Here is a 25674-nt window from a genome sequence, read left to right on the forward strand (position 1 = left end):
GAACATGGCAGTGACACTGGCGGACGTCATCGAGGTTCTCGACAACGCCTACCCACCACGCCTGGCCGAGAGTTGGGACTCGGTGGGGCTGGTGTGTGGAGACCCGAAAATGGTTGTGCAGCAGGTTCTGTACACCGTCGACGTCACCGAAACGGTGGTCGACGAGGCCATCGCGTGGGGTGCCGATCTGATCGTGGCGCACCACCCGCTCCTGCTCAAAGGTGTGGACACCGTGGCAGCCGATACCGCCAAGGGTTCGGTGATTCATCGGTTGATCAGAGCCGATTGTGCACTGTTCACGGCCCACACCAATGCGGACTCCGCCGATCCCGGTGTCTCCGACGCACTCGCAGCCGCGCTGGGCGTGATCGACACCAGGCCACTCGACCCCATTCCCGCACCTGCACACGACAAATGGGTGGTGTTCGTACCGTCCACCGATTCGGCCGCGGTGCGGCAAGCCCTGTTCGACGCCGGAGCCGGACAGATCGGTGACTACAGCGAAGCGAGCTGGCAGGCGACCGGTCTCGGCCAGTTCCGTCCCGGGCCGAATGCGCACCCGACACTGGGCGTTCTCGGTGAGGTGCACACGGAGACAGAGGATCGCATCGAGGTTGTCGCACCCAAAGCGCAACGCGCGCGGGTGCTTTCGGCTCTACGGGACGCACACCCATACGAGGAGCCCGCGTTCGACGTCTTCGAGTCCGCGGCCTTACCGTCGTGCACCGGCTTGGGGCGCATCGGTCGACTGCCGAATTCGATGACCCTCGCCGAGTTCACCGACGTCGTTCGGGACGCGTTGCCGGCCACCAGCTGGGGCGTACGAGCCGCCGGTGACCCCGACGCCATGGTCTCGGTGGTCGCAATGTGCGGGGGAGCGGGGGATTCGTTCCTGTCTGCAGTCGCGCGAACCGACGCCGACGTGTACGTCACCTCGGATCTGCGACACCACCCCGTCGACGAACATCTGCGCGCGGGTGGGCCCGCGGTGATCGACACCGCGCACTGGGCGTCGGAGTTCCCGTGGTGCGAACAGGCCCGAAGTATCGTCGACGCCGCGTTCGGAGACACGGACGGTTGGAGCAGTCGGGTCACCGAGGTCCGTACCGACCCGTGGACGCTGTGACCATCGAACCCCGTGACCGGCCATCGAGTGGATCCGGCTCACTCACTTTCCCGCAGCCGGTAGGGTAATCCGAATCAACTTCCATAGTCGCAGGAGTCATCAAGCGTGAACGTCGATCCCAAAGTCCAGGCCTCGCTACTCGAATTGGCCGGTGTGGATACCGAACTCTCGCAGATCGCCCATCGCCGCAAAAGCCTCCCCGAGCAGCAGGAGGTGGACAAGCTCGAGACCGAGCGCACCACCCGCAAGGACGCCGCGGTCACGGTGCAGATTTCGATGGACGACCTCGACAGAGACATTCGTAAGCTCGAGGGTGAGGTAGACGCAGTTCGTCAACGCGAGGCGCGCGACAAGAAGATGCTCGAGAGCGGCACCATCGCGCCGAAGCAGATGACCGAGTTGCAGCACGAACTCGGCAGCCTCGAGCGTCGCCAGGGCATCCTCGAGGAGGAACTGCTGGAGGTCATGGAGCAGCGTGAGGCCAGCGAGCGGGACTACGAGCACGCCGGTGCGCAGCTGACGCAGATCGAGGACGAACTCGTCGACGCCGGCCGCCGCCGCGACGACGCCGTCGCAGACCTCGATACCGCCGAGAAGCGCAGCGCCGAGCGCCGCGAGTCCCTGGCTTCGGGGCTGCCCGCGGATCTCCTTGCGCTCTACGAGAAGCAGCGCGCGCTCACCGGCCGCGGTGCGGCACTGCTGCAGGCTCGCCGCTGCGGTGCCTGCCGAATCGAGCTCGATCGCAACGAGATCGCCAGCATTGCCAACAAGCCGGCAGACGCGCTGATTCGTTGCTCCGAATGCAACGCAATCCTGGTGCGCACCAAGGAATCCGGAATTTGAGCCAGATGTCGCGGGTTGTCGCCGAGGCCGACGGTGGATCGCGGGGAAACCCCGGGCCCGCTGGATACGGCGCGGTGGTGTTCAGCGCCGATCGCTCGCAGGTGCTCGCCGAGCGTCGGGCTTCGCTGGGCGTGGCCACCAACAACGTCGCCGAGTACAACGGCCTGATCGCCGCACTGACTGCGGCTCGTGATGTCGGGGCCCGTGAAGTGGCCGTCCGTATGGACTCCAAACTCGTCGTCGAGCAGATGTCCGGGCGCTGGAAAGTGAAGCACCCGGACATGATTCCGCTTCAGCGCCGAGCGGCCCAACTTGCCCGCGAATTCGATTCCGTCACCTACGAGTGGATTCCGCGCGCGCAGAACTCGCACGCCGATGCGTTGGCGAACGAGGCCATGGACGCCGCGGCCGAGGGTGTGGACCTGTCGGAATTGCCCGACGCCCAGCCGGTTGCGAAGAAGACCGAGTCGCCCGGGTGGACCGGTGCGACGGGGGAGCCGACGCGTCTGCTGTTGCTGCGGCACGGCCAGACCCCCATGTCGGTCGACCGGCGATACTCCGGCCGCGGCAATCCTGACTTGACGGACCTGGGACAACGCCAAGCAGATTCTGCCGCAACGGTTCTCGGTGTGCGGACAGATATCGACGCCATCGTTGCCTCGCCACTGGCGCGTGCCCAACAGACGGCCTCGGCGACAGCCGACCGCCTGGGATTGCCCGTCACCACTGTGGACGGTCTCATCGAGACCGACTTCGGCGACTGGGAAGGTCTGACGTTCACCGAGGCCATGGAACGTCACCCCGAGGTCCACAAGGCGTGGCGCGGCGACACTTCCGTGGCACCACCGAACGGGGAGAGTTTCGACGCGGTGCGGGTACGCATCGAAGCGACCCGCGACCGGTTGCTCACCGAGTACGCCGGGAAAACCCTTCTGGTGGTCACCCATGTCACCCCGATCAAGATGCTGCTGCAACTTGCGCTCGACGTCGGCCCGTCGCTGCTGTATCGACTGCACCTCGATCTCGCGTCGCTCAGTATCGCCGAGTTCTACCCCGACGGTGGGGCCTCGGTGCGATTGGTGAACGACACCTCCCACTTGGCTGGAATGGCCTGATCCTCGCGGCGGGCGCTCGATGTGCCGAAGGTTCAGGAGCAAGTGGACCTGAGGGGCTGAGACGACACCCGCCACCACCTGACCGCTCGGCAGGTCAAAGCCCTGAGATCCTTCAGAGGGAGTGCCACACCGGACGCCACCGACAGCGGACGAATCTCGACGCACCGACAGGGGGGCGACACCCAATGGCGTTTGCGCTGAACGACATCGACACCGTCAACCCCCACTGGACCGCCGCACTGTTGTTCGTACTCGCGGCCGTCGTCGCAATCACCCTTGCCTGGTGGTTCTTCGGCAGCGACAACTAGGACGCACGCGAACTTCACCCACTGTCACCAGAGCTACGATGGTCTGCATCTACTACCCGCTCGCCGTCAGTGCAACGGGGACTTACCGGATGAGGCTCTCCGGCACCTGCAAGGCTTCGTGGCGGTAGAGATTGCGGATAGCCAGAAGGTCCTCAGTCGAACACACTTCGGCAAGTTCGTCGAGCAGTAGGTCGTATTCAGGCCCGGTCTTTCCGTCATAGGCATCTGTCATACGGGCCCATTCGTCCCACGGCAACATCTCAACATTGTTGAGAGCTGCAAGATCTTTGACCGCGTTACCGCGAATTTCCGCAGGCCCCCAGTTGGATGTCCCGTAGACGCCGAACTGGGACGCGTCGATCTCCCCGCGTCTATACGCACTCCACGCTTCACCGCCGCTGAGGAAATCTCCGGGCTCGAGATCGTGCGCGCGTGGCAAAATGTCTCGCCCGAGCACCTCGGAATCGATGCGGATCCACCGTCCGCTGTCACCGTCCCGGTACTCCGTAATCCAGTGGTCGACTCCCCGTCCTGGTTGGAAATAGGTTGCAAAGCCGCAGCGGACCCGTGCTGCGATACCCCGATAGCGCAACAGCGCGCAACTGATAACTGCGAAGTGCCGACAGGTTCCCACGACACGGTTGGATGGTTGCCTACCGATGGTGAGCGACGACGGATCCATCGCGAGTAGCAAACCCAACAAACTACTGCTCGAGCGGATCTGGTTCTCAACGAACCGATCATCGGGCAGGTTCAAAACCTGGGCATCGGAAGGCTGTATGACCAGGTCGGAAACGACTTGGCATATCCCCACAGCGTCGGTGGCCAGCAGTTCGAGCGCACGAGAATCAACGCCGGCGACGCTGGTCAGCGGTCCGGGCAATGCGTAGTCGAGCACTTCACCCATGGCGCAGCAGTCTATGGCAATCCATTGTCGCCTCGAGATTCTCGCTGGTGCAGGCGACAACTTCGACGACGACGTCTCGCGCCGATAGGGCGACCCCGGGGTCGACGTTGCTCGAGTCAGTAGCTGGTTTCCGAGGCCTAGATCTGCAGCGCAAGCCACAGGCCCGCCACTGCACCGACGATGGTCAGCGGAGTGGTGATGGCGCCGAGCACAGTGAACGTTCGCAGATCCGCTGGCTCGTCGTTGGCCGATGCGACGCGTCGCCACAGCATGATCGCCAGCGACCCGACGTAGGTGAGGTTGGGGCCGAGGTTGACCCCGATCACCATGGCCAACAACAGCGCCGGGGGAGCGTCGGCCCCGAACGCGGCCAGCAGCAGCAGGGTCGCGGGCAGGTTGTTGACGATGTTCGACGCCACCGCCGCAATGGCAGCCGCGGCCAGCAGGGACGCGAAGGTTGTGTCGGACGGCAGAATTCGCGCCAGCCAGTCGCCGATCGGCCCCGTCGTCACGCCGAGAACGACGATGCCGAGCAGGAATACGAAGCCACAGAACGGCAGATCGGCACCGCGCAGAATGGCGCGAGGTGTGGTGTGGCGAGCTCGAAGTGCCGGAATCGCGAGCGCAATCGACCCCACTGCAGCCACCCAGAAAGGTTCGATATCGAACAGTCCCGCCACCGCAAAGCCGACGAGTGTGGCACCGAGGATGAGCAGCGTGCTGCGAGGTGCCGGCACGTCGTCGGTGTTCTGCTCTGTGGAACTGCTCGGTGGGGCCGCAGTGCGGGTCAGATCCTTGCGGAAGAAGATCAGGAACACCGCCAATTCGATGGCGACCGCGAAAATCCACGGCAGTGCCATCAGGGCCGTGAAATGCAGGAAGGTCAGTCCGGTCGCAGCGAAGGCCAGCAGGTTGGTCAGATTCGACACCGGCAGCAGTGTCGACGCCGAATTGGACAGGTGCGCAGTGGCGTAACTGTGTGGACGCGGCGACATCCCCAGGATGCGAGCAGCACCGATGATGGCCGGTGTCAGCAGAACCACGGTCGCGTCGAGGCTCAGTACGGCGGTGGTTGCCGCGGCAGCTGCGAACACGAGGGTGAGGAGTCTGCGAGGGCTGCCCTTGGATCCGCGGCGTAGCTTCGCGGCGATCCAGGTGAACACACCGAGGGCATCCGACAGATGCGCCAGGATCAGGATGAACGCCAGAAAGACGACGGTGGGGGCGAGCTCGAGTACCTGCTCACGAGCGGCGTCGAGGCTGACGAGGCCGACGAGAAGCACAACGGCGGCCGCTGGAAGTGCAGCGACGATCTCGGGGAGACCGCGCGGGCGAACGATGGCGAAAACGAGAACGGCGGCGACCAATGCCGCAGCGAGAACGGTCACGCGAGAATTTTCACGAGAGTGCGAACGTTCCGCGTGGTGGTCGTGGCCTTGTACTTCGCCTTCGCCGTGGCTTTCCCGAATCTGCTGTCGGTGGTGTTGCCCTTACGCACCTCCCAATAGAGCACGCTGTTCCCCTCGGCAATCCTCTCGAGCTCGGGGTCGAGTTCTTCTGCAAGAGCGGACAATTCGGTCAAATGGCTATCGTCGCTACCGAACACCACATAAGGATGCCAGCCTTCCCGTTCGGCGTCGAACGGGTAGGACTCCACTATCGCCCCCAGTGTCGGGACGTCGAGTACGACAACCCAGGCTCGGTAGCCGAACGCCTCGGCGAGCGTGCTCTCCACCTGTGCTTTCAGGGCGGCGGCGGTCAGCGGCGACTGCAGCAGTACATTGCCGGTCGCCAGAATGGTGCGGACCTTCGCGAAGCCGGCCGAGGCCAACGCTGCGCGGAGGTCGACCATCTTGATGTTGATGCCGCCGACGTTGATGCCGCGCAGCAGCACGACCCTTTCACTCATGGAAGGAACTGTAGTGAAGCGCACTGGGGCAACTATTGAGGTCAGTAGTTAGTAACCAGTAACTTCGAGGCATGGCGCAGCGAGAACGGATGACAGGCTCGGACCGTCGGCAGCAAATACTGCGGATAGCGGCAGACGAATTTGCTTCGTCCGGATTGCACGGCGGTTCGACCGACAGGATTGCCCGGGAAGCAGGGATCACCCAGGCCTACATCTTTCGAATATTCGGCACCAAGAAGGCACTCTTCTCCGAGTTGGTCGTCGCGTCTTTCGACCGTGTGGCGGATGGGATGCGCGAGGCGGCAGGTACTGCCACCGGGCAAGAAGCGTTGGCCGCGATGGGGGAGCGCTATTACGCCATGCTCGAGGACCGAACCGCACTCTTGCTACAGCTGCAGGGGATCGCCGCGTGTGGCGACTCCGAGGTGCGGGACGCCGTTCGAGAGGCGTTCGGCCGGATGTGGAACACGGTCGAAGAGATCACCGGTCTCGACGCGGTGACCGTCAAAGCCTTTCTGGCCTTCGGCATGCTGCTCAACAGCGGCGCGGCCCTGCAGATTCATGACGTCGACCGACCCTGGGCGAACGGAGTGGGCACTCGCATCCACCCCGGATTGTTCGACCACATCACCAGTGACACGAACCGATGATCGCCGACTCCGAGGGCCGCACAGAGCGCCTGCTGATACCCGCGTTGGTGTTCGTCGGAGTGGTCGTCGCCGCTGTCGGCAGCCTCGGTGCCCCGCTGATCACCAGTGTCGCAATCACATTCGACGTTTCGCTGTCGAGTGCTCAGTGGACGTTGACGCTGGCCTTGTTGACAGGTGCCGTGACCACGCCGTTGCTCGGTCGGCTGGGATCCGGTCCGCATCGGAGGGCGGCCATCCTCGGAACGCTCGGCGTCGTGTCGGTCGGTGGAGTTCTGACCGCGCTGCCGCTGCCTTTCGCCTGGTTGCTCCTCGGCCGCGCGGCCCAGGGAGTGGGGCTGGCCCTGACCTCGATGTTGATGGGTGTTGCGCGAGATCATCTGTCCAGCAGTCGGTCTGGTTCGACTATCGCGCTGTTGTCGGTTGCATCGACTGCAGGTGTCGGTGTGGGTTACCCGTTGGCAGGGTTCTTGACCGACCGTGCCGGGATTCGCGCCGCGTACGGATTCGGTGCAGCACTGACGGTGATGGCGCTGGCGGTTGCGCTGAAGGTCATTCCACCCTCCACCCAGAAACGTGCGACTCGTATGGACGTTCCCGGTGCAGTGCTGCTCGCGCTCGCTCTGTCGTTCGTATTGATTCTCGTGAGTGAGACCGCGCTGTGGACGAGCCACGTATGGACGGCAGGGGTACTCGGCGCAGGGGCACTCGTCGCTGCCGCCATCTGGGTACGCGTCGAACTCTCGAGCCCGGCACCACTCGTCGATCTCCGATTGCTCCGCCAACGGGCAGTGGTCGGAGCGAACGGCGCAATGTTCTCGGCGGTACAGGCATGTATCTGCTGCTGACTCTCGTCACGCGATACGCGCAGACGCCCTCCGGCGTCGGATACGGCTTCGGGCTCGACGTGTTCGCCGCTGGGTTGGTTCTGGTTCCGTTCTCGGTGTTCGGGTTTCTCGCGGGCAAGCTCGTACCCCGTGCACTGCGTCGAGTGGGGCCCGGCAGGGCACTGACGGTCAGCGCGCTCGTCGTTCTGGTGGCCCTCGCTCTGTTTGCCCTCGCACGCACCGACATCGTGGAACTTTGCGCGGCGATGGCAATTCTGGGCTTCGGGGTCGGTAGCTTCTCGGCTGCGCTCCCGGCCGTCGTTCTGCCGGTCGTGCCTTCGGCGGAGACGTCGAGTGCCATGAGTATCACCCAGGTGGTGCGCAGCGTCGGATTTGCCTTCGGTAGTGCGATCGGTGGGCTCGTGTTGGCCACCGGGACCAGTGCCGGGTCCACCTTTCCCTCGGAGGGGTCCTACACGTCGGCCGCCGGGGTCGGTGCAGCCGTCACCGCTGCCGCGGCCATCGTGAGTGCCACTGTTCTTCGTGGCCGGGCAGTCGCCCAACATCCGACGTGAGCCGGGTAGAGTACGCAATCGCGAACGAGTTGGCCGGACGGCTGCGGCTCGGAGGACCGGCGGATCGCTTCCGTCGCGCTTCGGGCCGAGGAAAGTCCGGACTCCACAGAGCAGGGCGGTTGTTAACGGCAACCCGAGGTGACTCGCGGGACAGTGCCACAGAAAACAGACCGCCTGCGGATCGGTTCTTCGGAATCGAACTGCAGGTCAGGGTGAAACGGTGCGGTAAGAGCGCACCAGCACCCCAGGTGACTGGGGTGGCTAGGTAAACCCCGCCCGGAGCAAGGTCGAAGGCTGCATCGCGCAAGGGGTGCAGCTGCGCAGGTGCTCGAGGGCTGCTCGCCCGAGCCTGCGGGTGGACTGCTCGAGGTACCCGGCAACGGTGTGCCCAGATGGATGGTCGTCGAAGTCGAACCTGCGTAAGTAGGAACGGCAGACAGGATCCGGCTTACAGGCCGACTCGTTCGCACTCGATTTTCTCGCAGTCCTCCTTCCGCGTCGCTCCATGGGGCACACTGGAAGTCATGACCGACGACGACAGCTCCTGGTACTACGACATCAGCACCAAGCAGGTTGTGCAGGGCAAGGAGACCAATGCCCTCGACCGCATGGGTCCGTATCCGGACAAGGCCACCGCAGAGCAGGCGCTGAAAATCGCAGCCGCGCGCAACAAGGCCGCCGACTCCGACGACGACTGGAACAACTGACGGTGCTGCTCACCCGGCTGAGGGCTCCGAACTTCGATTTCGAGGCCATCAGATCCGAGTTCGGTCTGTCCGATGTCTTCGACGCAGCGGTGTTGCGCGAAGCGCAGAACGCCCGAGATCTGCACGCCGACAGCAGGATCGACCGCACCGACATTCCCTTCGTCACCATCGACCCGCCGGGCTCGAAGGATCTCGATCAAGCCGTTCACATCGAGAAGACGTCCAACGGATTGGTGGTGCACTACGCGATCGCCGACGTGGGTGCGCTGGTGATGCCGGGGGGAGCGCTCGACCTGGAAACCCGCCGACGCGGCCAGACCTTCTACCTTCCCGACGGATCTGTTCCGCTGCACCCACGTGAGTTGTCGGAGGACTCGGGAAGCCTGTTGGAGGGACAGACTCGCTGCGCCGCGCTGTGGACCATCGAACTCGACGACGTCGGCGAGGCGGCGGCCTGGACGGTCACCCGCGCGCTGGTGCGATCTGTCGCACGGCTCGATTACGCCGGAGTGCAAGCCGACGTCGACGCGGGCACTCCGCATCCCTCGATCGCCGCCTTGGCAGAATTCGGATCGCAACGGGCGAACGCGGCCAGACGCCGCGGAGCCATCGACATCACGCTGCCCGAGCAGGAAGTGGTGCCCGACGGGACGGGCTGGCGCATAGTCCTGCAACCCCGTACGGCAGTGGACGGTTGGAACGCCGAGGTGTCGCTGTTGACGGGAATGTGCGCCGCCAGGATCATGCTCGACGCCGGAATCGGCATCGTTCGTACCCTTCCGCCCGCCCCGGGCGAGGCCGTCGAAACCTTGAAGAGGACCGCCGCTGTTCTCGGAATCGATTGGCCCGCAGGCGCGTCCGCCGGAGCAGTCCTGGCAGACCTGCCCGCCGACGAACCGTCGACACTGGCGATGATGAGCCAGGCGACCGGCTTGCTGCGCGGAGCGGACTACCTCGCGTTCGATCGCACGACCAGCGCGGCCGGCGGTGACGCAACCGTGGAGCATTCGGGAATCGGCGCGCCCTATGCCCATGTGACAGCGCCACTGCGGCGGCTGTCGGATCGGTTCGCCACCGAAGTGTGCCTGGCGGTCGTAGCTGGATCGGCGGTGCCGGAATGGGCGACGCAGGCCTTACCCGAGCTACCGGCGATCATGCGTGGATCCGATTCTGCAGCGTCGAAGGTCGACCGTGCATGCGTCGACCTCACCGAGGCACACGTACTGAAAGATCGAGTGGGTGAGACATTCGATGCGGTCGTACTTCGCGGTGCCGAGGGCAAGCGAGATGCCGAGGTACTCGTGTCGAATCCCATCGTCATCGGCAAGTGCGACGGCGAACCTCCTGCGGGGGAGTCGGTGACGGTCCGGTTGACCCAGGCCGACACCGACTCGCGCAAGATCGCTTTCGGCTACTCGCCCGTCACGGCCTGAATCGGTCGGTCGCCTCGACGAGGTGGTGCACGATGCCCGGCTCGGCGGCAGAATGCCCTGCGTCGTCGACGATCACCAGATCGGCACCGGGCCATGCCTTGTGCAGCGCCCACGCACTCGTTGCCGGGCATACGACGTCGTAGCGGCCCTGCACGATGACGCCTGGAATACCGTCGAGCAGGTGGGCGTCGCGTAGCAGTTGATTTTCTTCGAGAAAGCAGTTGTTGCGAAAATAGTGGTTTTCGATACCGGCGAATGCAAGGGCGAACCGCGAATTCGAGTTGTCCTGCACTGCATCCGGTTTCGGCAGCAGATAACTTGTCGCCGCCTCCCAGGTCGACCAGGCCACAGCTGCTCGCGTCGCGGCTTCGGAGTCCTCGGACATCAACTGCCGGTGATACGCCTCGACGAGATTGCCGTCGCGTTCGTCCTCCGGAATGGGCGCGAGAAACTTCTCCCACAGATCGGGGAAGATGTGGCCGGCACCGCCCCCGTAGTACCAGTCGATCTCCGACGGCCGTACGAGAAAGATCCCACGCAGTATCAGCCCGCGCACACGGTCGCGATGCGATTGGGCATACGCCAGCGACAGCGTCGAGCCCCACGAACCGCCGAACACCAACCACGTGTCGATACTGAGATGCTCCCGGAGCTTCTCCATATCCGAGATCAACCGATCGGTGGTGTTGACCGACAGATCGCCGCCGTCGGCTATGTGTGGCGTCGACTGCCCGCAGCCCCGCTGATCGAACAAGACGATCCGATAGGCCTGCGGGTCGAAGTAGCGCCGCTGCAACGCATTTGTGGCACCGCCCGGACCGCCGTGCACGAACACCACCGGCGCTCCATCCGGGTTTCCGGAGACCTCCCAGTAGATTCGTTGGCCGTCGCCGACGTCGAGGTGCCCGGTCTCGACAGGCTCGATCTCGGGGTACAGAGTCCGCATCCTAGAAGCCCACCAGACCCGACGCCAGGTCCGGAATGTCGAGCGAGCGGATGGCCTCGTCTCGAACGTCCGAACACGTTTCCTTCGTGACGTCGTCGACGATCGCTCGGTTCTGCACCACCTGTAGGTTGATGACGCCGCTCTGCGCCGCCCAGGTCTGCACCAGAATGTTCAACCCGCCGCGGCCGAGCGTGGGACCCTGAACGCGCCAATTGGACAGCTGCGCTTCCAGATCGGTGCACAACTGCTGCTTCTGGACATCGGTGATCACCGCTTCCGCTGGCGTCGACGTGACCGTGGTGGTCGGTGCGACCGTCGTCGTCCCGGACGTCGAACCGGTGTTGGTGGTATCGGTGCTGCATGCGCCCACGAGAGTGAGCAGCGCAGCCGCACCGGCCAGTGCGACTGCGCTTCTACCTGCGATGGACGTAGTACCCCGTCTGGTTGTCATGGCCTCGAGTGTGCCATCCGAACCGGAACGATCAGTAGCTGTGCTCGGGTCCGGGGAACACGCCCGAGCCAACCTCGGACAGATACGTGGTTGCCGCGGTGCGCAGTGAATCGCCGACGTCAGCGAACTTCTTGACGAATTTCGCGGTCTTGCCGTTGGTGTATCCGGCCATGTCCTGCCACACCAGGACCTGGGCGTCACATTCGTTGCCGGCGCCGATGCCGACCGTCGGAATCGTCAGCTTGCGCGTGACCTGACCGGCGATGTCGGCGGGAACCATCTCCATGACGACGGCGAACGCACCGGCCTCCTGAACCGCGATGGCGTCGGCTACCAGCTGCTCGGACGCGTCGCCGCGGCCCTGCACTCGGAAGCCGCCGAGGGTGTTGACACTCTGCGGGGTGAAGCCCACGTGGGCCATCACCGGAATGCCTGCGGCGGTGATGGCGGCGATCTGGCCGGCGACGCGCTCGCCGCCTTCGAGCTTGACCGCGCCTGCGAGACCTTCCTTCATGAACCGCACCGCTGTCTCGAGCGCCTGCTGCGGCGAGGCCTCGTAGGTGCCGAAGGGCAGGTCGGCGACGACGAGGGCGTGCGGCGCACCGCGGACCACTCCACGGACCAGCGGAAGCAGTTCGTCGACCGTGATGGGCACGGTGGTGTCGTAGCCGTAGACGACGTTCGCGGCGGAATCGCCGACGAGGAGCACCGGAACTCCGGCTTCCTCGAATATGCGCGCACTGGAGTAGTCGTACGCGGTGAGCATTCCCCAGCGCTCGCCCTCTGCCTTCATCTGCAACAGATGGTGGGTGCGGGTCTTGCGAGTCAAACCGGTCGAAGGTACTTCCTGAGAAGAGCCGCCGTACACAGCAGTTTCGGACATCTTTGTCCCTTTCTGGTCCTCGAGGCCCGCTCGGCGGGTCCCCGGGATGGGGTGTGATGACACAGAAGAGTCTGCCACCGCGCACTACCTGTCGGAGCGGTCCGGATAGTGCAATTCGTCACAGTCGATCGGGTGCCGCGTAGTCCCGCCACCCGTTGGTGATCGGCATCCGGCGATCGCGTCCGAAGGCACGCGAGGTGACCTTGCTGCCGATCGGATACTGACGCCGCTTGTACTCCGACGCATCGACCTTGCGGAGAATGTCCGCGACCACCACCGCGTCGAAACCGGCCGCGACGATGTCGTCGTACCCCTGATCGTTGTCGACGTACCTGAACAGGATCGCGTCGAGTTCGTCGTAGTCGGGCAACGAGTCGGTGTCGAGCTGTCCCGGCCTGAGCTCGGCGGACGGCGGCTTGTCGATGCTGGACTCGGGGATCGGCGGAATGTCCCCGCGGTCGGCAGCGGATTTGTTCCGCCATCGCGCCAACTCCCACACGAGCGACTTCGGTACGTCCTTGATCGGCGCAAAGCCGCCGACCGCATCACCGTAGATGGTCGAATAGCCAACGGCCAGTTCGGATTTGTTGCCGGTGGCCAGAACCAGATGGCCGAATGTGTTCGACAGTGCCATCAACGTCATGCCGCGACAGCGCGCCTGAATGTTCTCCTCGGCCAGGCCGGTCAGGTGCAGCTGGTCGACGAAGCAGGCGACCATGTCTGCAATGGGCTCGACGCGGAAGTGGATACCGGTGCGCGACGCAAGGTCTTCGGCATCGGTGCGGGAGTGACCCGAGGAGTACGTCGACGGCATCGCCACGGCGTGCACCGCATCGCTACCGAGGGCGTCGATGGCGATGGCCGCAACCACCGCCGAGTCGATACCACCCGACAGTCCCAGAGCCACCGAACGAAAGCCGTTCTTGTGCACATAGTCTCGCAAGCCGGTCACCAGAGCGCCCCACACCTGTTCCTCTGCGCAAGCAACGTCGGAGAGAAACGGCTCCGCTCGCTGCCAGCCGGTGATCGCGACGTCGGGCAGCGGTACCCGATCGATGCTCCAGCCGGGTACCGCCTCGGCGTTCGGACGCGGATCGGTGGGCGCGTCCACGTCGACGATCAGCAGATGCTCGACGAACTGCGGGGAGCGTCCCCAGGTGGAACCGTCGGGGCCGGTGACGAAGCTCGCCCCGTCGAACACCAGCTCGTCTTGACCGCCGACCACATTCACGTACGCGATCGGGACGCCGATCTCGGTGGCCCGGCGCGCTGCGACGGAGTGCCGTACCTCGTCCTTACCCTGTTCGAAGGGGCTGGCGTTGAGACAGAGCAGCATGTCGACACCTGCTGCCCCGTAGGCCGCCACCGATCCGCCCGACTGCCAGATGTCTTCGCAGACAACAACTCCGAGTCGCACCTCGTTCACCTCGACGATGCTCAAGCGTGATCCGGGAGCGAAATAGCGGGCCTCGTCGAACACTCGGTAGGTGGGAAGAGAGTGCTTGTCGTAGCGAGTTGTCACCCGTCCGTCGACGATCACCGCGGCGCTGTTTCGCGAGCCTTTTGCATCGCGATCGAGGTAGCCCACCACCACGATGCGGTCGCCGCATCCGGCGGCATCGAGCGCAGCGGCCAATTCGGTGAGGGCTAAGGCGGATGCGGCGGCGAACGATGGCCGAAGAGCCAGATCCTCGACCGGGTATCCCGTCAGAGCCATCTCGGGAAACACCACCACGTTTGCACCGTCGTGAGCGGCGCGGACCGTCCATTCGACGATCGCGGCGGAGTTCGCCGTGAGATCGCCGACGACGGAGTTGGTCTGGGCCAGGGCGAGTCGGAGGGCCTGCACCACGTAGACGCTAGTGCTCGGCGGCCGTCCCTGCCGGGCAGCGAGAATGGAGTGTGGTCGGAAAGACCTGGCACGATCGTGCCATGAGAACGCGTACCAGGAGCACGGCCGTGGCGCTGTCCGCAGTCGCGGTGTTGCTCGCAGGCTGCTCCGGCCAGGAGCCCACTGCCGCACCGGAGTCCTCCGCTGGGTCCGAGGCATCTTCGCCGGCACCGGTGGCCGGTCCGATTCCCGCAGGGCTGGAGACGTTCTACAACCAAACGCTCCAGTGGGAATCCTGCGACCGATACAACACCGACGGCAGCGAACTGGGGGACTCCGTCGAGTGCGCGAAGGTCACCGTGCCCCTCGACTACGCCGATCCCACCGGCACAACCATCGAGGTCGCCATCTCCCGGACCCGCGCGGCAGGCGAGAAGATCGGATCCATCCTGATGAACCCCGGCGGTCCGGGCTCCTCGGGTCTGTATCTGGCCACACAGGCCGACGGCACCGCCATTGCCGATCGCTTCGATCGCATCGGTTTCGACCCACGCGGGATCGGGGCCTCCGAACCGGAGGTGCGCTGTCTGACGCCCGAGGAGGTCGACGAGGAACGCCGCGAGCCGGACGTCGACGTCAGCCCCGAGGGCATCGCGGCCACCGAGGCCGAGCATCGGGACTATGCCGCCCAGTGCGTCGACCGGACCGGGGCAGATGTGCTCGAACACGTCGGCACCAGGGAAGTGGTGCGCGACATGGACGTCATCCGGGCAGTTCTGGGCGATGAGAAGCTGACCTACGTCGGGTACTCCTACGGCACCCGTATCGGCACCGCGTATGCCGAGGAATTCCCGTCGAACGTTCGGGCGATGGTGCTCGACGGCGCGCTCGACCCCGATCAATCACCCGTCGACGAGGCAGTCGCCCAGGGTGCCGCGTTCCAGACCGCGTTCGATCAGTTCGCCGCCGACTGCGCACAGACCGACACCTGCCCGCTCGGCACAGATCCGGCCCAGGCCGTCGCACAGTTTCGATCCTTGGTCGACCCACTGATCGACCAGCCCGCCGAAACGACCGATCTACGGGGCCTCAGTTACGACGACGCGCTCACCGGGGCTCAGCAGGCTCTGTACTCGCAGCAGCTGTGGCGTCTGCTGCGGGCGGGACTGAACGAACTACGCGACGGTCGGGGCGACACCCTGCTCCGGCTCGCCGACACCTACTCCGGGCGGCTGGAGGACGGTAGCTATACAAACATCGACGATGCGTTCAATGCCGTCCGATGTGTGGACGGACCGCCGACCACGGATCGGGCAGCGGCCGACGAGGCCGACGCCAGGTTCCGCGCCGCCGCGCCGTATCTGGACGACGGCCGAGCCACGGGCAACGCGCCGCTCGACCTGTGCGCGTTCTGGCCGGTGCCGAATACGAGCGACCCGCACATCGTCGATGTCGAGGGGCTGCCGACGCTGGTGGTGGTGTCGACGACCAACGATCCGGCCACTCCGTATCAGGCCGGGGTGGAACTGGCTGCGCAGTTGCGAGGCAACCTCGTGACCTACGACGGCACTCAGCACACGGTGGCGTTCTCGGGAGTGGGCTGCATCGACGATCCGCTGGTGAATTACCTCGTCGATCTGGTCCCGCCCGGCGACGGATTGCGCTGCTGACCTGCTACCTCACCAGCCAAGATGTGAGCAGAGAGTTTCACGAAGTGAGACTGAATTCACGATGTAACACAGATTTAACTCCGTTTGCTTACTCTCGCGTTCATGGATCGTCAAAAGGAATTCGTGCTCCGGACTCTCGAAGAGCGCGACATTCGTTTCGTCCGCCTCTGGTTCACCGACGTCCTCGGGTATCTGAAATCGGTGGCCATCGCCCCCGCCGAGCTCGAAGGGGCGTTCGACGAGGGGATCGGCTTCGACGGTAGCGCCATCGAAGGGTTCGCCCGAGTCTCCGAGGCCGACACCGTCGCCAAGCCCGATCCCTCGACGTTCCAGATCCTGCCGTGGTCCACCAGCAAGGGCCACCAGCACTCGGCGCGGATGTTCTGCGACATCGCCATGCCCGACGGCTCGCCGTCCTGGGCAGACTCTCGCCACGTGCTGCGTCGCCAGCTGAGCAAGGCCGCAGACCTCGGATTCAGTTGCTACGTGCACCCCGAGATCGAGTTCTTTCTGCTCAAAGATGCCCCGCAGGACGGCTCACCGCCTACCCCTGCCGACAACGGCGGTTACTTCGACCAGGCCGTGCACGATTCGGCCCCGAACTTTCGCAGACACGCCATCGACGCACTCGAGTCGATGGGAATCTCGGTGGAGTTCAGCCACCACGAGGCCGCCCCCGGCCAGCAGGAGATCGACCTGCGGTACGCCGACGCCCTGTCGATGGCCGACAACATCATGACCTTCCGCTACGTGGTCAAGGAGGTCGCCATCGAAGAGGGTGTGCGCGCGACGTTCATGCCCAAGCCGTTCAGCGATCAGGCCGGCTCGGCGATGCACACGCACATGAGCCTGTTCGAGGGCGACGCCAACGCGTTCCACAACCCCGACGATCCGATGCAGCTGTCGGAAACCGGCAAGTCCTTCATCGCCGGCATCCTCGAGCACGCCAACGAGATCAGCGCCGTGACCAACCAGTGGGTCAACTCCTACAAGCGGCTGGTGCGCGGCGGCGAGGCACCGACTGCCGCATCGTGGGGACCGGCCAATCGCTCGGCCTTGATCCGCGTGCCGATGTACACCCCGAACAAGGCCTCGTCGCGGCGCGTCGAGATTCGCAGCCCTGATTCGGCCTGCAACCCGTACCTGGCGTTTGCGGTACTGCTCGCGGCCGGTCTTCGCGGAATCGAAAAGGGTTACACCCTGCCGCCCGAGGCCGAGGAAGACGTGTGGGCGCTGACCTCGGCCGAGCGTCGCGCCATGGGGTACAAGGAACTACCGGGCAATCTCGATCAAGCGCTCAACGCGATGGAGGGGTCCGAGCTGGTCGCAGAAGCGCTGGGCGAGCACGTGTTCGACTTCTTCCTGCGCAACAAGCGTCGCGAGTGGGAGGAATACCGCAGCCACGTCACGCCGTACGAGCTCAGGGCCTACCTCGGTCTGTAGAGCAGCGGGGTCTTTTAACAGACCGTCGTCGTCATGGGCTACGTTCTAGTCGATCGAGAATGTAGTTCCGATGCCGGCGTGGGCAACCCTCGCGTCGCATTACCGACGACGGGGTAAAACTGTGGCACGCCGAGGTGGACTGTAGATGGTGCGTCCTCCGACTTCCAGATCCGTCGTTCCCGGGCCGGGCCGTCTCGGCCTTGTCGAAGAAACCGCTCCGGGCGACTTGCGCACCCTCGGTTGGACAGGTGAAGAAAGCCTCGAACTGCTGTGGTCACTGTCCCGCGCGCCCAATGCGGACCTGGCTCTGCGCACCCTGGTACGGATGTACGAGCTGCTCGGTGCCGGTTGGTCGGAGTTCGACACAGCGCTGCGCACGGACAAGGGATTTCGCGGACGCCTCCTCGGGCTGGTCGGCGCGTCGAGTGCGCTCGCAGACCACCTCGTCGCCGACGACAGCACCTGGCGTCTGCTCTTGACGAAGGCAGGTCAGGCCAGCGGAGTCTCGGCGAAAATCGAGCTCCCGAGCAAGGCGACGTTGGTAGCGGAACTCCTCGAGGTCGTCGGGGCCGAGCCCGAGACCGGACCCAATGCCGCGCCGGACCTGTATCGGGCGTCGGTCACCGGGCCGCCCGCGGTGATTGCGCTGCGTAAGAAGTACCGCGACCAGATCATGGTGCTGGCTGCATACGACCTCGCCGCGACGGTCGAGAACGAACCCGTCCTGCCGTACACGGTGGTCGGATCGCATCTGTCGGACATGGCCGACGCCGCACTCACCGCGGCACTGGCGGTCGCCGTGGCCACCGTGTGTCCGGACGCCCCGTGCCCGACGCGCCTGGCCGTCGTCGCAATGGGCAAATGCGGTGCCCGCGAACTCAATTACGTCTCGGACGTCGATGTCGTGTTCGTTGCCGAACCCGCCGACGCACAGGCCAGCCGCATCGCGGGTGAGATGATGCGCATCGGATCCTCGGCGTTCTTCGAGGTCGACGCGGCGCTGCGCCCCGAGGGTAAGCGCGGCGAACTGGTCCGCACGCTGGATTCGCACGTGGCGTACTACAAGCGGTGGGCCAAGACCTGGGAGTTCCAGGCTCTGCTCAAGGCCCGGCCGATGACCGGTGATATCGCACTCGGCAACGATTACGTCGACTCGGTGAACCCGATGGTATGGCTGGCCAGTCAGCGCGAGGACTTCGTGCCGGAAGTGCGCGCGATGCGCCGTCGGGTCGAAGAGATGGTGCCGTCCGAGCTTCGCGAGCGCGAGATCAAACTGGGACGTGGCAGTCTGCGGGATGTCGAATTCGCCGTTCAGTTATTGCAGTTGGTGCACGGTCGAACCGACGAGTCGCTGCGCGTGCTCGGTACGACCGACGCACTGACCGCGCTCACCGAGGGCGGGTACGTCGGGCGCGACGACGCCGCGAATCTGACGGCGTCCTACGAATTTCTCCGGCTGATCGAGCACCGCCTGCAGATGCAGAGGATGCGGCGAACGCACACCCTCCCGCCACAGGACGACGAGGAAGCTCTGCGGTGGCTGGCGCGCTCAGCGCACATGCGACCGGACGGCAATCGCGACGCCCTCGGTGTACTCAACGCCGAGATCAAACGCAACGCACAACGCATCAGGCGGCTGCACGCGAAGCTCTTCTACCGTCCGCTGCTCGACTCTGTGGTCAAGTTCGACTCCGAGACAGTGCGCCTTACTCCCGACGCGGCGACGCGTCAGCTCGCGGCTCTCGGCTATGCCACCCCGCAGAACGCACTGGGTCACTTGCGGGCGCTCGTCGGCTCGGGCACTCGTCGCGGTCAGATCCAGGCCGTGCTACTGCCGACTCTGCTGGAGTGGCTCGCCGATACCCCCGACCCGGACGCGGGTCTGCTCAATTACCGGCGGCTGTCGGAGTCGGCGGGGGAGCAAACGTGGTTCCTGCGCGTGTTGCGCGACGAAGGCGCAGTGGCGCAGCGGTTGATGATCGTGCTCGGCTCCTCGGCCTACGTACCGGATCTGCTGATCAAGGCCCCCGAGGTCATTCGGCTGTTCGCCGACGGTCCTACCGGCCCCCGGCTGCTCGATGTCGAGCCCGAAGAGACCTATCGCGCAATCCTGTCTTCCTCGGCCCGCTACGAGGACCCGGTACGGGCGATCAACGCGGCCAGGGCGCTACGACGCCACGAGCTTGCCCGAGTGGCGTCGGCAGACATCCTCGGCATGCTCGACGTGCCGCAGGTCTGCCGGGCGCTGTCGTCGGTCTGGGCCGCCGTCATCAATGCCGCTCTGGCAGCTGCCATTCGGGCCAGCGAGATCGAACGCGGCGAACCGGCACCGGCAACTCTGGCCGTTATCGGCATGGGAAGACTGGGCGGCGGCGAGCTCGGATACGGCAGCGACGCAGACGTACTGTTCGTCTGCGAGCCGGTCGACGGCGTCGACGAGACCGTTGCGGTCAAGTGGGCCAACACCATTGCCGACCGCATCCGCAAACTGCTGGGCGCGCCGAGTACCGACCCGCCCCTCGAGGTCGACACCGGACTGCGTCCGGAAGGCCGGAGCGGACCGGTGGTGCGCACCCTCTCGTCCTACGCCGCGTACTACTCGCAGTGGGCCCAGGCGTGGGAAGTCCAGGCTCTGCTGCGGGCTCACCAGGTTGCCGGCGACCAGGATCTCGGCATTCGATTCCTGCTGATGGCCGACAAGGTGCGCTACCCCGAGGGCGGGGTGTCCGCCGACGCCGTCCGCGAGATCAGACGCATCAAGGCGCGTATCGATTCCGAACGACTGCCCAAGGGAGCCGACCCCGCAACGCACACCAAGCTCGGGCGTGGGGGACTGGCCGACATCGAGTGGACCGTCCAGCTCATTCAGCTCCGGTACGCGCACAAGGTGCTTTCGCTGCACAACACCTCGACCCTGCAGTCGCTGGACGCGATCGGTGCGGCCGAGCTGATGAGCGAAACCGACGTCGAACTGCTGCGCGAGGCATGGATCCTCGCGACGAAGGCCCGCAACGCACTGGTTTTGGTGCGCGGCAAACCGACCGACCAGCTACCCGCACCGGGCGCAGTGCTCTCCGCCGTGGCGCAGGTTGCGGGCTGGGAAAACGGCGACGCCGGCGCGTTCCTCGACAACTACCTGCGTGTCACGCGTCGGGCAAAGGCCGTGGTGGAGCGGACCTTCGGCGGGAACTAGTCCCCGTCTCCCTCTAGTCCCCGTCTCCCTCTAGTCCCCGTCTCCCTCTAGTCACTGCCGACGGTGACGAATCCCTGCTTCACCATCCAGTCGCGCGCGACATCCGCGGGCTCGCGTCCGTCGATGTCCACCTGCCGGTTGAGCTCGGTGATCTCGTCGTTGGTCAGCGCCGCGGAGATCGGACCGGTGACCTCGGCGATCTCCGGGTATTCGTCGGCAATGGGCGTGCGAATCACGACCGTGGCGTTGTAGCGGGGAAAGAAGCTCTTGTCGTCTTCGATCACGGTGAGGTTCAGACCCTTGATGCGGCCGTCGGTGGTGAACACCTCACCGAATGTGCACTGCGAACCGTCGGCCGTTGCTTGATAGATGATGCCGCCCTGCAACACCTGCCGTGGAACGACGTTGGGGTCGAAGCCGTATGCAGCGGCCATGCCCGGGAACCCGTCCTGTCGCGAATTGAACTCGGTCTCCACGCAAGTCTGTGCCGCAGCCGGATCGGTTCTGGCGAGCGCGGCGTAGTCCGAGAGTGTCTTGATGCCGGTCGAGTCTGCCGTCGCCTGATTCATCGCGAGTGCGTAGGTGTTGTCCATCGGTGCAGGGTTGACCCAGGTGAGTCCGTTGGCCGCGTCCTGGTCGCGCAAGGCCTCGAACTGCCCGGTTGCGTCCGGGATGGCGGTTTCGTTTCCCAGGAAGTTGATCCACGCCGTACCCGTGTACTCGTAGGTGACGTCCACCTGGCCGGAGACCATGGCTTGGCGGGTGCTGTTGGACCCCGAAATGTTGGTGAGGTCTCGGACGTCCGCTCCGGCCGCCACCAGCCCGAATTCGAGTATGTAACCCAGGATCACCTGCTCGGTGAATTCCTTGGAGCCGACGATCAATTTCGCGCCCTCCAGACCCGGCACAGGTTGGATGCTACCGGGTTCCACGGACAGCGGCACCGCACTGCCCGACTGCAGACCGCAACCTGTCACTGCCGTCGTCACCACGACGCACAGGGCAATCAACCGTCGTGTCGTTTGCCGCATCAACTTCGATCCTCACGGTCCGATGTAAGAGACGGCTAATCCGCGCCGGCGGTGACGAATCCCTGCTTCACCATCCAGTCGCGCGCGACATCCGCGGGCTCGCGCCCGTCGATGTCCACCTGCCGGTTGAGCTCGGTGATCTCGTCGTTGGTCAGCGCCGCGGAGATCGGAGCGGTGACCTCGGCGATCTCCGGGTATTCGTCGGCAATGGGCGTGCGAATCACGACCGTGGCGTTGTAGCGGGGAAAGAAGCTCTTGTCGTCTTCGATCACGGTGAGGTTCAGACCCTTGATGCGGCCGTCGGTGGTGAACACCTCACCGAATGTGCACTGCGAACCGTCGGCCGTTGCTTGATAGATGATGCCGCCCTGCAACACCTGCCGTGGAACGACGTTGGGGTCGAAGCCGTATGTAGCGGCCATGCCCGGGAACCCGTCCTGTCGCGAATTGAACTCGGTCTCCACGCAAGTCTGTGCCGCAGCCGGATCGGTTCGGGCGAGCGCGGCATAGTCCGAGAGCGTCTTGATGCCGGTCGCGTCTGCCGTTGCCTGATTCATCGCCAGTGCGTACGTGTTGTCCATCGGTGCGGGGTTGACCCAGGTGAGTCCGTTGGCCGCGTCCTGGTCGCGCAAGGCCTCGAACTGCCCGGTGGCATCCGGGATGGGGGTTTCGTTTCCGAGGAAGTTGATCCATGCGGTACCCGTGTACTCGTACGTGACGTCGACTTGCCCGGATATCATTGCCTGGCGGGTGCTGTTGGATCCGGAAATATTGGTGAGGTCGCGTACGTCGGCTCCGGCTGCCACCAAAGCGAATTCGAGGATGTATCCCAAGATGATCTGCTCGGTGAATTCCTTCGAGCCGACGATCAATTTCGCGCCCTCGAGTCCCGCTACAGGTGTGATGCTGCCGGGTTCCACGGATAGCGGCACTGCACTGCCCGACTGCAGGCCGCAACTCGACAGCGCGATCGTGGCGACCGTACAAAGAGCGATGAGTTGTCGTGTCGTGCGCCGCATCAGCGGAGTCCTTTCGGTCCGAGGTAGGCCTCGGCGAGGGCGCCCAGCCAATCGACGAACAAAGCGAGGGCCACGGCGAGAACACCTCCTACGACGAGTATCAGTGGTTGGTAGAGCTTGTATCCGGTGTCGATCAGAGTTCCTAGGCCACCTGCCCCGACCAGGAAGCTCAGTGTGGCAGTTCCGACGGCCAGAACCAGCGACGTGCGCAGGCCGGCCAGCATGTACGGCACGGCGAGTGGGAACTCGATCCGCCAGAGGATGCCGTTACTCGACATGCCTTGTCCACGTGCAGCATCGATGTAGCTCGGGTCCACCTGCTGGAAGCCGAGCATCGTGTTTCGGAGAACGGGAAGCAGCGAGTAGAACGCGATGGGCAGTACGCCGATCCAGAAACCGGTCTTGCCCGTCGCGAGGAACAACAGCACCAGCAGGCCGACCGCCGGCGCGGCCTGACCGATGTTGGCGATACCGACGAAGATCGGTGCCAACTTTCGGTAGCCGTTGCGGGTCAACAAAATACCCAGAGGAACCGCTATTGCCAGCACGAGCGCTGTGACGACGATCGTGATGACAACGTGCTCGGACATTCTTTGAAGCAGATAGCTTGCGTTCAGCGTCTCTTTCTGCGTCGCAGTCAGATCGCGGGTGAACGTGTAAACGAGCAGACCGATTACGACCACCGCGATGATTGCCGGTTGCACCAGCAGCCGAATACGTTCCGCTCGCTTGGCAGCCTGCTTCGCCGCCTGCGCACCGCCGTCGTCACCTGCTGCATCGACGACCGAGGAATCCGCAGCGGTCGTCACGACGGACTTCCTGCAGTCACGTCTTCCGCTGAGGTGTCCTTGTCATGGTCGTGAGCATGCTGCGAACGGATGGTCTTGATGGTGTCGATCAGTTGCTCGATGGTGATCGTGCCGGCGTATTCGCCGCGCTGACCGGTAACCGTGGCGGTCGCGTTGCCCTCGGCGAGAAGCGCTTCGAGTGCGTCCTGCAGCGTAGATTGCGTCGAGACCATCTCGCCCATCGGCACACCGACGTCGCGCAGGCTGCCCACCCCAGCGAGATGACGGCGATCGGTCCAACGAATCGGCCGCTTACGCGCATCGAGAATTATTCCCCACGCCTCCGGGTCGTTTCCGAGAGCCGCGTTCATCGACTCGACCGGCTGGTCTTCGCCCATGACCGGAACATCGGACAACTCGATGTCGCGCACTCTCATCAGTGTCAGTTGCTTGAGAGCTGCACCGGCACCGACGAATCCGGCGACCGTCTCGTCGGCCGGGTTGGCCAACACCGCTTCGGGAGTATCGAACTGCAGAATACGAGACTGATTACCCAACACAGCGATTCGGTCACCGAGCTTCACTGCTTCATCGAAGTCGTGCGTCACGAACACTATGGTCTTGCCCAGTTCTGCTTGCAGGCGCATCAATTCGTCTTGCAACAGGCCGCGGGTGATGGGGTCGACGGCACCGAACGGCTCGTCCATCAACAGGACCGGGGGATCGGCGGCCAGAGCGCGCGCTACACCGACGCGTTGCTGCTGACCTCCGGACAGTTGGCGCGGGTAGCGGTCCCGGTACAACGCTGGATCGAGACCGACAAGATCGAGCATTTCGTCTGTGCGATCCGAGATCCTCTTCTTCTTCCAGCCGATCAGCCCTGGAACCATGCCGACGTTCTCCGCAATGGTCATGTGCGGGAACAGTCCTGCCTGCTGGATCGAGTAACCGATGGTGCGGCGAAGCTCGTTCGGATTGATCGACAATGCGTCTTTGCCGCCGATGGTGATGCGGCCCGACGTCGGTTCGATCAACCGGTTGATCATGCGCATGGTCGTCGTCTTACCGCAGCCGGACGGACCGACCAGCACGACCACTTCACCGGCGGGAATCGTCATCGACACGTTGTCGACGGCGGGATCCTTCTGTCCCGAGTAACTCTTGGTCACGTTCTCCAGCACGATTTCTGCACCGGATACGGTCGTTTTCTCACTCACGGATACCCCTCGAGGTGGTCAGTTTGCCGATCACGACGTAAATCCCATCGAGGATCAGCGCCAGCAGGACGATGAGTATGGTGCCGGTCAGTGCCTGTGGAACGGCCGTGGGGCTGCCGACCCGTGCGAGCCCGGAGAACAGAAGATTGCCGAGGCCGGGGCCTTTGGCGTAAGCAGCGATGGCCAGGATGCCCATGGCTAGCTGTGTACTGACTCGCATCCCGGTCAGAATCGAGGGCCACGCCAGTGGAATCTCGATGCGCCGCAACACAAGAATGCGGCTCATGCCGATTCCGCGGGCGGCATCGGTGACCGCCGGATTGACCGCATCCAGACCGACCACAGTATTTCGGATGATCGGGAGCAGTGAGTACAGGACCAGAGCGGTCACTGTCGGTCGAACACCCAGTCCCAAAATGGGAATCAGTAGACCCAACAGAGCAAACGACGGAATTGTCAGGACGGTGCTCGCCAGGGCGGTAGCAACGGCGGAACCGGCCGGACTGCGGTAGACGAGCACCCCGATCGCAACGCCGATAACGGTGGCGATGATGACGCATTGCACCACGGCCGAGACGTGCAGATAGGAGTCGATCGCCAACTGCCTTCGCCGACCGACGATGAAATCCCACAATGCATCCATGTAGTTTTCGTCCTCTGTTCGCCGGTGCTGGATAGGTACTCTTACCCCACCTACCGACTATCAAACGCCGAACGAGCTCGATTCCGTAGTCGTTTGCCGGAAACTTTGCCGATCGGAAACAATCGAGAAAACAAAAACGCCCGGCCGAATAGATTCGGCCGG

At 64.4% G+C, this 25674-nt stretch carries 24 protein-coding genes and 1 other RNA gene; 13 read left to right on the top strand and 12 right to left on the bottom strand.

Annotated features, from left to right (window positions below):
- The first annotated feature begins 4 nt into the window (after nucleotides 1-4).
- From O4220_RS11695 to O4220_RS11710, 4 genes are all read left to right on the top strand, one after another.
- A complete protein-coding gene (locus O4220_RS11695) occupies nucleotides 5-1126 on the top strand; it encodes a Nif3-like dinuclear metal center hexameric protein (protein WP_269604298.1) in 1122 nt (373 codons plus the stop codon).
- Nucleotides 1127-1231: 105 nt separating this feature from the next.
- Nucleotides 1232-1969 (top strand): zinc ribbon domain-containing protein, encoded by a 738-nt coding sequence (locus O4220_RS11700; RefSeq protein WP_269604300.1) that lies wholly within the window; start codon nucleotides 1232-1234, stop codon nucleotides 1967-1969.
- Nucleotides 1970-1974: 5 nt separating this feature from the next.
- Nucleotides 1975-3084, top strand: a complete 1110-nt coding sequence (locus tag O4220_RS11705; RefSeq protein ID WP_269604601.1) for a bifunctional RNase H/acid phosphatase — start codon at nucleotides 1975-1977, stop codon at nucleotides 3082-3084.
- A 185-nt stretch (nucleotides 3085-3269) separates the two neighbouring features.
- Entirely contained in the window at nucleotides 3270-3392 is a 123-nt protein-coding gene (locus tag O4220_RS11710) for a hypothetical protein (protein WP_269604303.1), read from the top strand.
- 82 nt (nucleotides 3393-3474) lie between these two features.
- Here O4220_RS11710 and O4220_RS11715 read toward each other — a convergent pair whose 3' ends face one another.
- The 3 genes from O4220_RS11715 to O4220_RS11725 all read right to left on the bottom strand — a co-directional run bounded on the left by O4220_RS11715 (nucleotide 3475) and on the right by O4220_RS11725 (nucleotide 6208).
- On the bottom strand, nucleotides 3475-4299 hold the full coding sequence (locus tag O4220_RS11715; RefSeq protein WP_269604306.1) for a transglutaminase domain-containing protein: 825 nt from the start codon (nucleotides 4297-4299) through the stop codon (nucleotides 3475-3477).
- 137 nt (nucleotides 4300-4436) lie between these two features.
- Nucleotides 4437-5687, bottom strand: a complete 1251-nt coding sequence (locus O4220_RS11720; RefSeq protein WP_269604308.1) for an SLC13 family permease — start codon at nucleotides 5685-5687, stop codon at nucleotides 4437-4439.
- Nucleotides 5684-6208, bottom strand: coding sequence for a DUF1697 domain-containing protein (locus O4220_RS11725; protein WP_269604310.1), 525 nt, complete (start codon nucleotides 6206-6208; stop codon nucleotides 5684-5686). The genes O4220_RS11720 and O4220_RS11725 overlap by 4 nt, the downstream gene beginning before the upstream one ends.
- A gap of 71 nt (nucleotides 6209-6279) precedes the next feature.
- Here O4220_RS11725 and O4220_RS11730 point away from each other — a divergent pair, with 71 nt between their 5' ends.
- The 6 genes from O4220_RS11730 to O4220_RS11755 all read left to right on the top strand — a co-directional run bounded on the left by O4220_RS11730 (nucleotide 6280) and on the right by O4220_RS11755 (nucleotide 10397).
- Entirely contained in the window at nucleotides 6280-6858 is a 579-nt protein-coding gene (locus O4220_RS11730) for a TetR/AcrR family transcriptional regulator (RefSeq protein WP_269604312.1), read from the top strand.
- Complete coding sequence (locus O4220_RS11735) at nucleotides 6855-7703, top strand: MFS transporter (protein WP_269604313.1); 849 nt, start codon at nucleotides 6855-6857, stop codon at nucleotides 7701-7703. The genes O4220_RS11730 and O4220_RS11735 overlap by 4 nt, the downstream gene beginning before the upstream one ends.
- Complete coding sequence (locus O4220_RS11740) at nucleotides 7688-8257, top strand: MFS transporter (RefSeq protein WP_269604314.1); 570 nt, start codon at nucleotides 7688-7690, stop codon at nucleotides 8255-8257. The genes O4220_RS11735 and O4220_RS11740 overlap by 16 nt, the downstream gene beginning before the upstream one ends.
- A gap of 25 nt (nucleotides 8258-8282) precedes the next feature.
- Nucleotides 8283-8724, top strand: an RNA gene (gene rnpB, locus O4220_RS11745) — RNase P RNA component class A.
- A 57-nt stretch (nucleotides 8725-8781) separates the two neighbouring features.
- Nucleotides 8782-8964: a hypothetical protein gene (locus tag O4220_RS11750; protein WP_027497419.1), complete on the top strand. Its 183-nt coding sequence runs from the start codon at nucleotides 8782-8784 to the stop codon at nucleotides 8962-8964.
- Between the two features lie 2 nt (nucleotides 8965-8966).
- Nucleotides 8967-10397 (top strand): RNB domain-containing ribonuclease, encoded by a 1431-nt coding sequence (locus O4220_RS11755; protein WP_269604317.1) that lies wholly within the window; start codon nucleotides 8967-8969, stop codon nucleotides 10395-10397.
- Here the strand turns inward: O4220_RS11755 and pip are convergent.
- The 4 genes from pip to O4220_RS11775 all read right to left on the bottom strand — a co-directional run bounded on the left by pip (nucleotide 10387) and on the right by O4220_RS11775 (nucleotide 14526).
- Complete coding sequence (gene pip / locus O4220_RS11760; RefSeq protein ID WP_269604319.1) at nucleotides 10387-11343, bottom strand: prolyl aminopeptidase; 957 nt, start codon at nucleotides 11341-11343, stop codon at nucleotides 10387-10389. The two genes, O4220_RS11755 and pip, sit on opposite strands and share 11 nt — an antisense overlap.
- A gap of 1 nt (nucleotide 11344) precedes the next feature.
- Nucleotides 11345-11794, bottom strand: a complete 450-nt coding sequence (locus tag O4220_RS11765; protein WP_269604321.1) for a hypothetical protein — start codon at nucleotides 11792-11794, stop codon at nucleotides 11345-11347.
- A gap of 31 nt (nucleotides 11795-11825) precedes the next feature.
- Complete coding sequence (gene panB, locus O4220_RS11770; protein ID WP_269604323.1) at nucleotides 11826-12677, bottom strand: 3-methyl-2-oxobutanoate hydroxymethyltransferase; 852 nt, start codon at nucleotides 12675-12677, stop codon at nucleotides 11826-11828.
- Nucleotides 12678-12795: 118 nt separating this feature from the next.
- Nucleotides 12796-14526, bottom strand: a complete 1731-nt coding sequence (locus O4220_RS11775) for an NAD+ synthase (protein ID WP_269604325.1) — start codon at nucleotides 14524-14526, stop codon at nucleotides 12796-12798.
- A gap of 83 nt (nucleotides 14527-14609) precedes the next feature.
- Between O4220_RS11775 and O4220_RS11780 the strand changes: the two genes are divergently transcribed.
- From O4220_RS11780 to O4220_RS11790, 3 genes are all read left to right on the top strand, one after another.
- On the top strand, nucleotides 14610-16178 hold the full coding sequence (locus O4220_RS11780) for an alpha/beta hydrolase (RefSeq protein WP_269604327.1): 1569 nt from the start codon (nucleotides 14610-14612) through the stop codon (nucleotides 16176-16178).
- A 102-nt stretch (nucleotides 16179-16280) separates the two neighbouring features.
- Nucleotides 16281-17621: a type I glutamate--ammonia ligase gene (glnA, locus tag O4220_RS11785; RefSeq protein WP_027497412.1), complete on the top strand. Its 1341-nt coding sequence runs from the start codon at nucleotides 16281-16283 to the stop codon at nucleotides 17619-17621.
- A gap of 145 nt (nucleotides 17622-17766) precedes the next feature.
- Nucleotides 17767-20814 carry a bifunctional [glutamine synthetase] adenylyltransferase/[glutamine synthetase]-adenylyl-L-tyrosine phosphorylase gene (locus tag O4220_RS11790; RefSeq protein ID WP_269604331.1) on the top strand — a complete coding sequence of 1016 codons (3048 nt, stop codon included), beginning with the start codon at nucleotides 17767-17769 and terminating at the stop codon, nucleotides 20812-20814.
- A gap of 47 nt (nucleotides 20815-20861) precedes the next feature.
- Here the strand turns inward: O4220_RS11790 and O4220_RS11795 are convergent, their stop codons facing one another.
- Genes O4220_RS11795 through O4220_RS11815 form a run of 5 tightly spaced genes read right to left on the bottom strand, consistent with a single transcriptional unit; the run spans nucleotide 20862 to nucleotide 25512 of the window.
- A complete protein-coding gene (locus O4220_RS11795; protein ID WP_269604334.1) occupies nucleotides 20862-21845 on the bottom strand; it encodes a glycine betaine ABC transporter substrate-binding protein in 984 nt (327 codons plus the stop codon).
- Nucleotides 21846-21880: 35 nt separating this feature from the next.
- Nucleotides 21881-22864, bottom strand: a complete 984-nt coding sequence (locus O4220_RS11800) for a glycine betaine ABC transporter substrate-binding protein (protein WP_269604336.1) — start codon at nucleotides 22862-22864, stop codon at nucleotides 21881-21883.
- A complete protein-coding gene (locus tag O4220_RS11805; RefSeq protein WP_420030374.1) occupies nucleotides 22864-23673 on the bottom strand; it encodes an ABC transporter permease in 810 nt (269 codons plus the stop codon). The genes O4220_RS11800 and O4220_RS11805 overlap by 1 nt, the downstream gene beginning before the upstream one ends.
- Nucleotides 23670-24869, bottom strand: coding sequence for an ABC transporter ATP-binding protein (locus O4220_RS11810; protein ID WP_269604338.1), 1200 nt, complete (start codon nucleotides 24867-24869; stop codon nucleotides 23670-23672). Before O4220_RS11810 ends, O4220_RS11805 begins: the two co-directional genes overlap by 4 nt.
- A complete protein-coding gene (locus O4220_RS11815; RefSeq protein ID WP_269604341.1) occupies nucleotides 24862-25512 on the bottom strand; it encodes an ABC transporter permease in 651 nt (216 codons plus the stop codon). Before O4220_RS11815 ends, O4220_RS11810 begins: the two co-directional genes overlap by 8 nt.
- Nucleotides 25513-25674: the final 162 nt, after the last annotated feature.

Origin of the sequence: Rhodococcus ruber (assembly GCF_027270735.1) — a bacterium.
GTDB classification, from domain to species: Bacteria; Actinomycetota; Actinomycetes; order Mycobacteriales; family Mycobacteriaceae; genus Rhodococcoides; species Rhodococcoides rubrum_A.

Bases quoted from the DNA above. Each gene is read 5' to 3' on its own strand.
- O4220_RS11795 (WP_269604334.1), bottom strand. From the start codon at position 21,845: ATGCGGCAAACGACACGACGGTTGATTGCCCTGTGCGTCGTGGTGACG.
- O4220_RS11705 (WP_269604601.1), top strand. From the start codon at position 1,975: ATGTCGCGGGTTGTCGCCGAGGCCGACGGTGGATCGCGGGGAAACCCC.
- O4220_RS11765 (WP_269604321.1), bottom strand. From the start codon at position 11,794: ATGACAACCAGACGGGGTACTACGTCCATCGCAGGTAGAAGCGCAGTC.
- O4220_RS11750 (WP_027497419.1), top strand. From the start codon at position 8,782: ATGACCGACGACGACAGCTCCTGGTACTACGACATCAGCACCAAGCAG.
- O4220_RS11740 (WP_269604314.1), top strand. From the start codon at position 7,688: ATGTATCTGCTGCTGACTCTCGTCACGCGATACGCGCAGACGCCCTCC.
- O4220_RS11800 (WP_269604336.1), bottom strand. From the start codon at position 22,864: ATGCGGCGCACGACACGACAACTCATCGCTCTTTGTACGGTCGCCACG.
- pip (WP_269604319.1), bottom strand. From the start codon at position 11,343: ATGCGGACTCTGTACCCCGAGATCGAGCCTGTCGAGACCGGGCACCTC.
- O4220_RS11790 (WP_269604331.1), top strand. From the start codon at position 17,767: ATGGTGCGTCCTCCGACTTCCAGATCCGTCGTTCCCGGGCCGGGCCGT.
- O4220_RS11815 (WP_269604341.1), bottom strand. From the start codon at position 25,512: ATGGATGCATTGTGGGATTTCATCGTCGGTCGGCGAAGGCAGTTGGCG.
- O4220_RS11735 (WP_269604313.1), top strand. From the start codon at position 6,855: ATGATCGCCGACTCCGAGGGCCGCACAGAGCGCCTGCTGATACCCGCG.
- O4220_RS11695 (WP_269604298.1), top strand. From the start codon at position 5: ATGGCAGTGACACTGGCGGACGTCATCGAGGTTCTCGACAACGCCTAC.
- O4220_RS11715 (WP_269604306.1), bottom strand. From the start codon at position 4,299: ATGGGTGAAGTGCTCGACTACGCATTGCCCGGACCGCTGACCAGCGTC.
- O4220_RS11780 (WP_269604327.1), top strand. From the start codon at position 14,610: ATGAGAACGCGTACCAGGAGCACGGCCGTGGCGCTGTCCGCAGTCGCG.
- O4220_RS11710 (WP_269604303.1), top strand. From the start codon at position 3,270: ATGGCGTTTGCGCTGAACGACATCGACACCGTCAACCCCCACTGGACC.
- O4220_RS11725 (WP_269604310.1), bottom strand. From the start codon at position 6,208: ATGAGTGAAAGGGTCGTGCTGCTGCGCGGCATCAACGTCGGCGGCATC.
- glnA (WP_027497412.1), top strand. From the start codon at position 16,281: ATGGATCGTCAAAAGGAATTCGTGCTCCGGACTCTCGAAGAGCGCGAC.
- O4220_RS11730 (WP_269604312.1), top strand. From the start codon at position 6,280: ATGGCGCAGCGAGAACGGATGACAGGCTCGGACCGTCGGCAGCAAATA.
- panB (WP_269604323.1), bottom strand. From the start codon at position 12,677: ATGTCCGAAACTGCTGTGTACGGCGGCTCTTCTCAGGAAGTACCTTCG.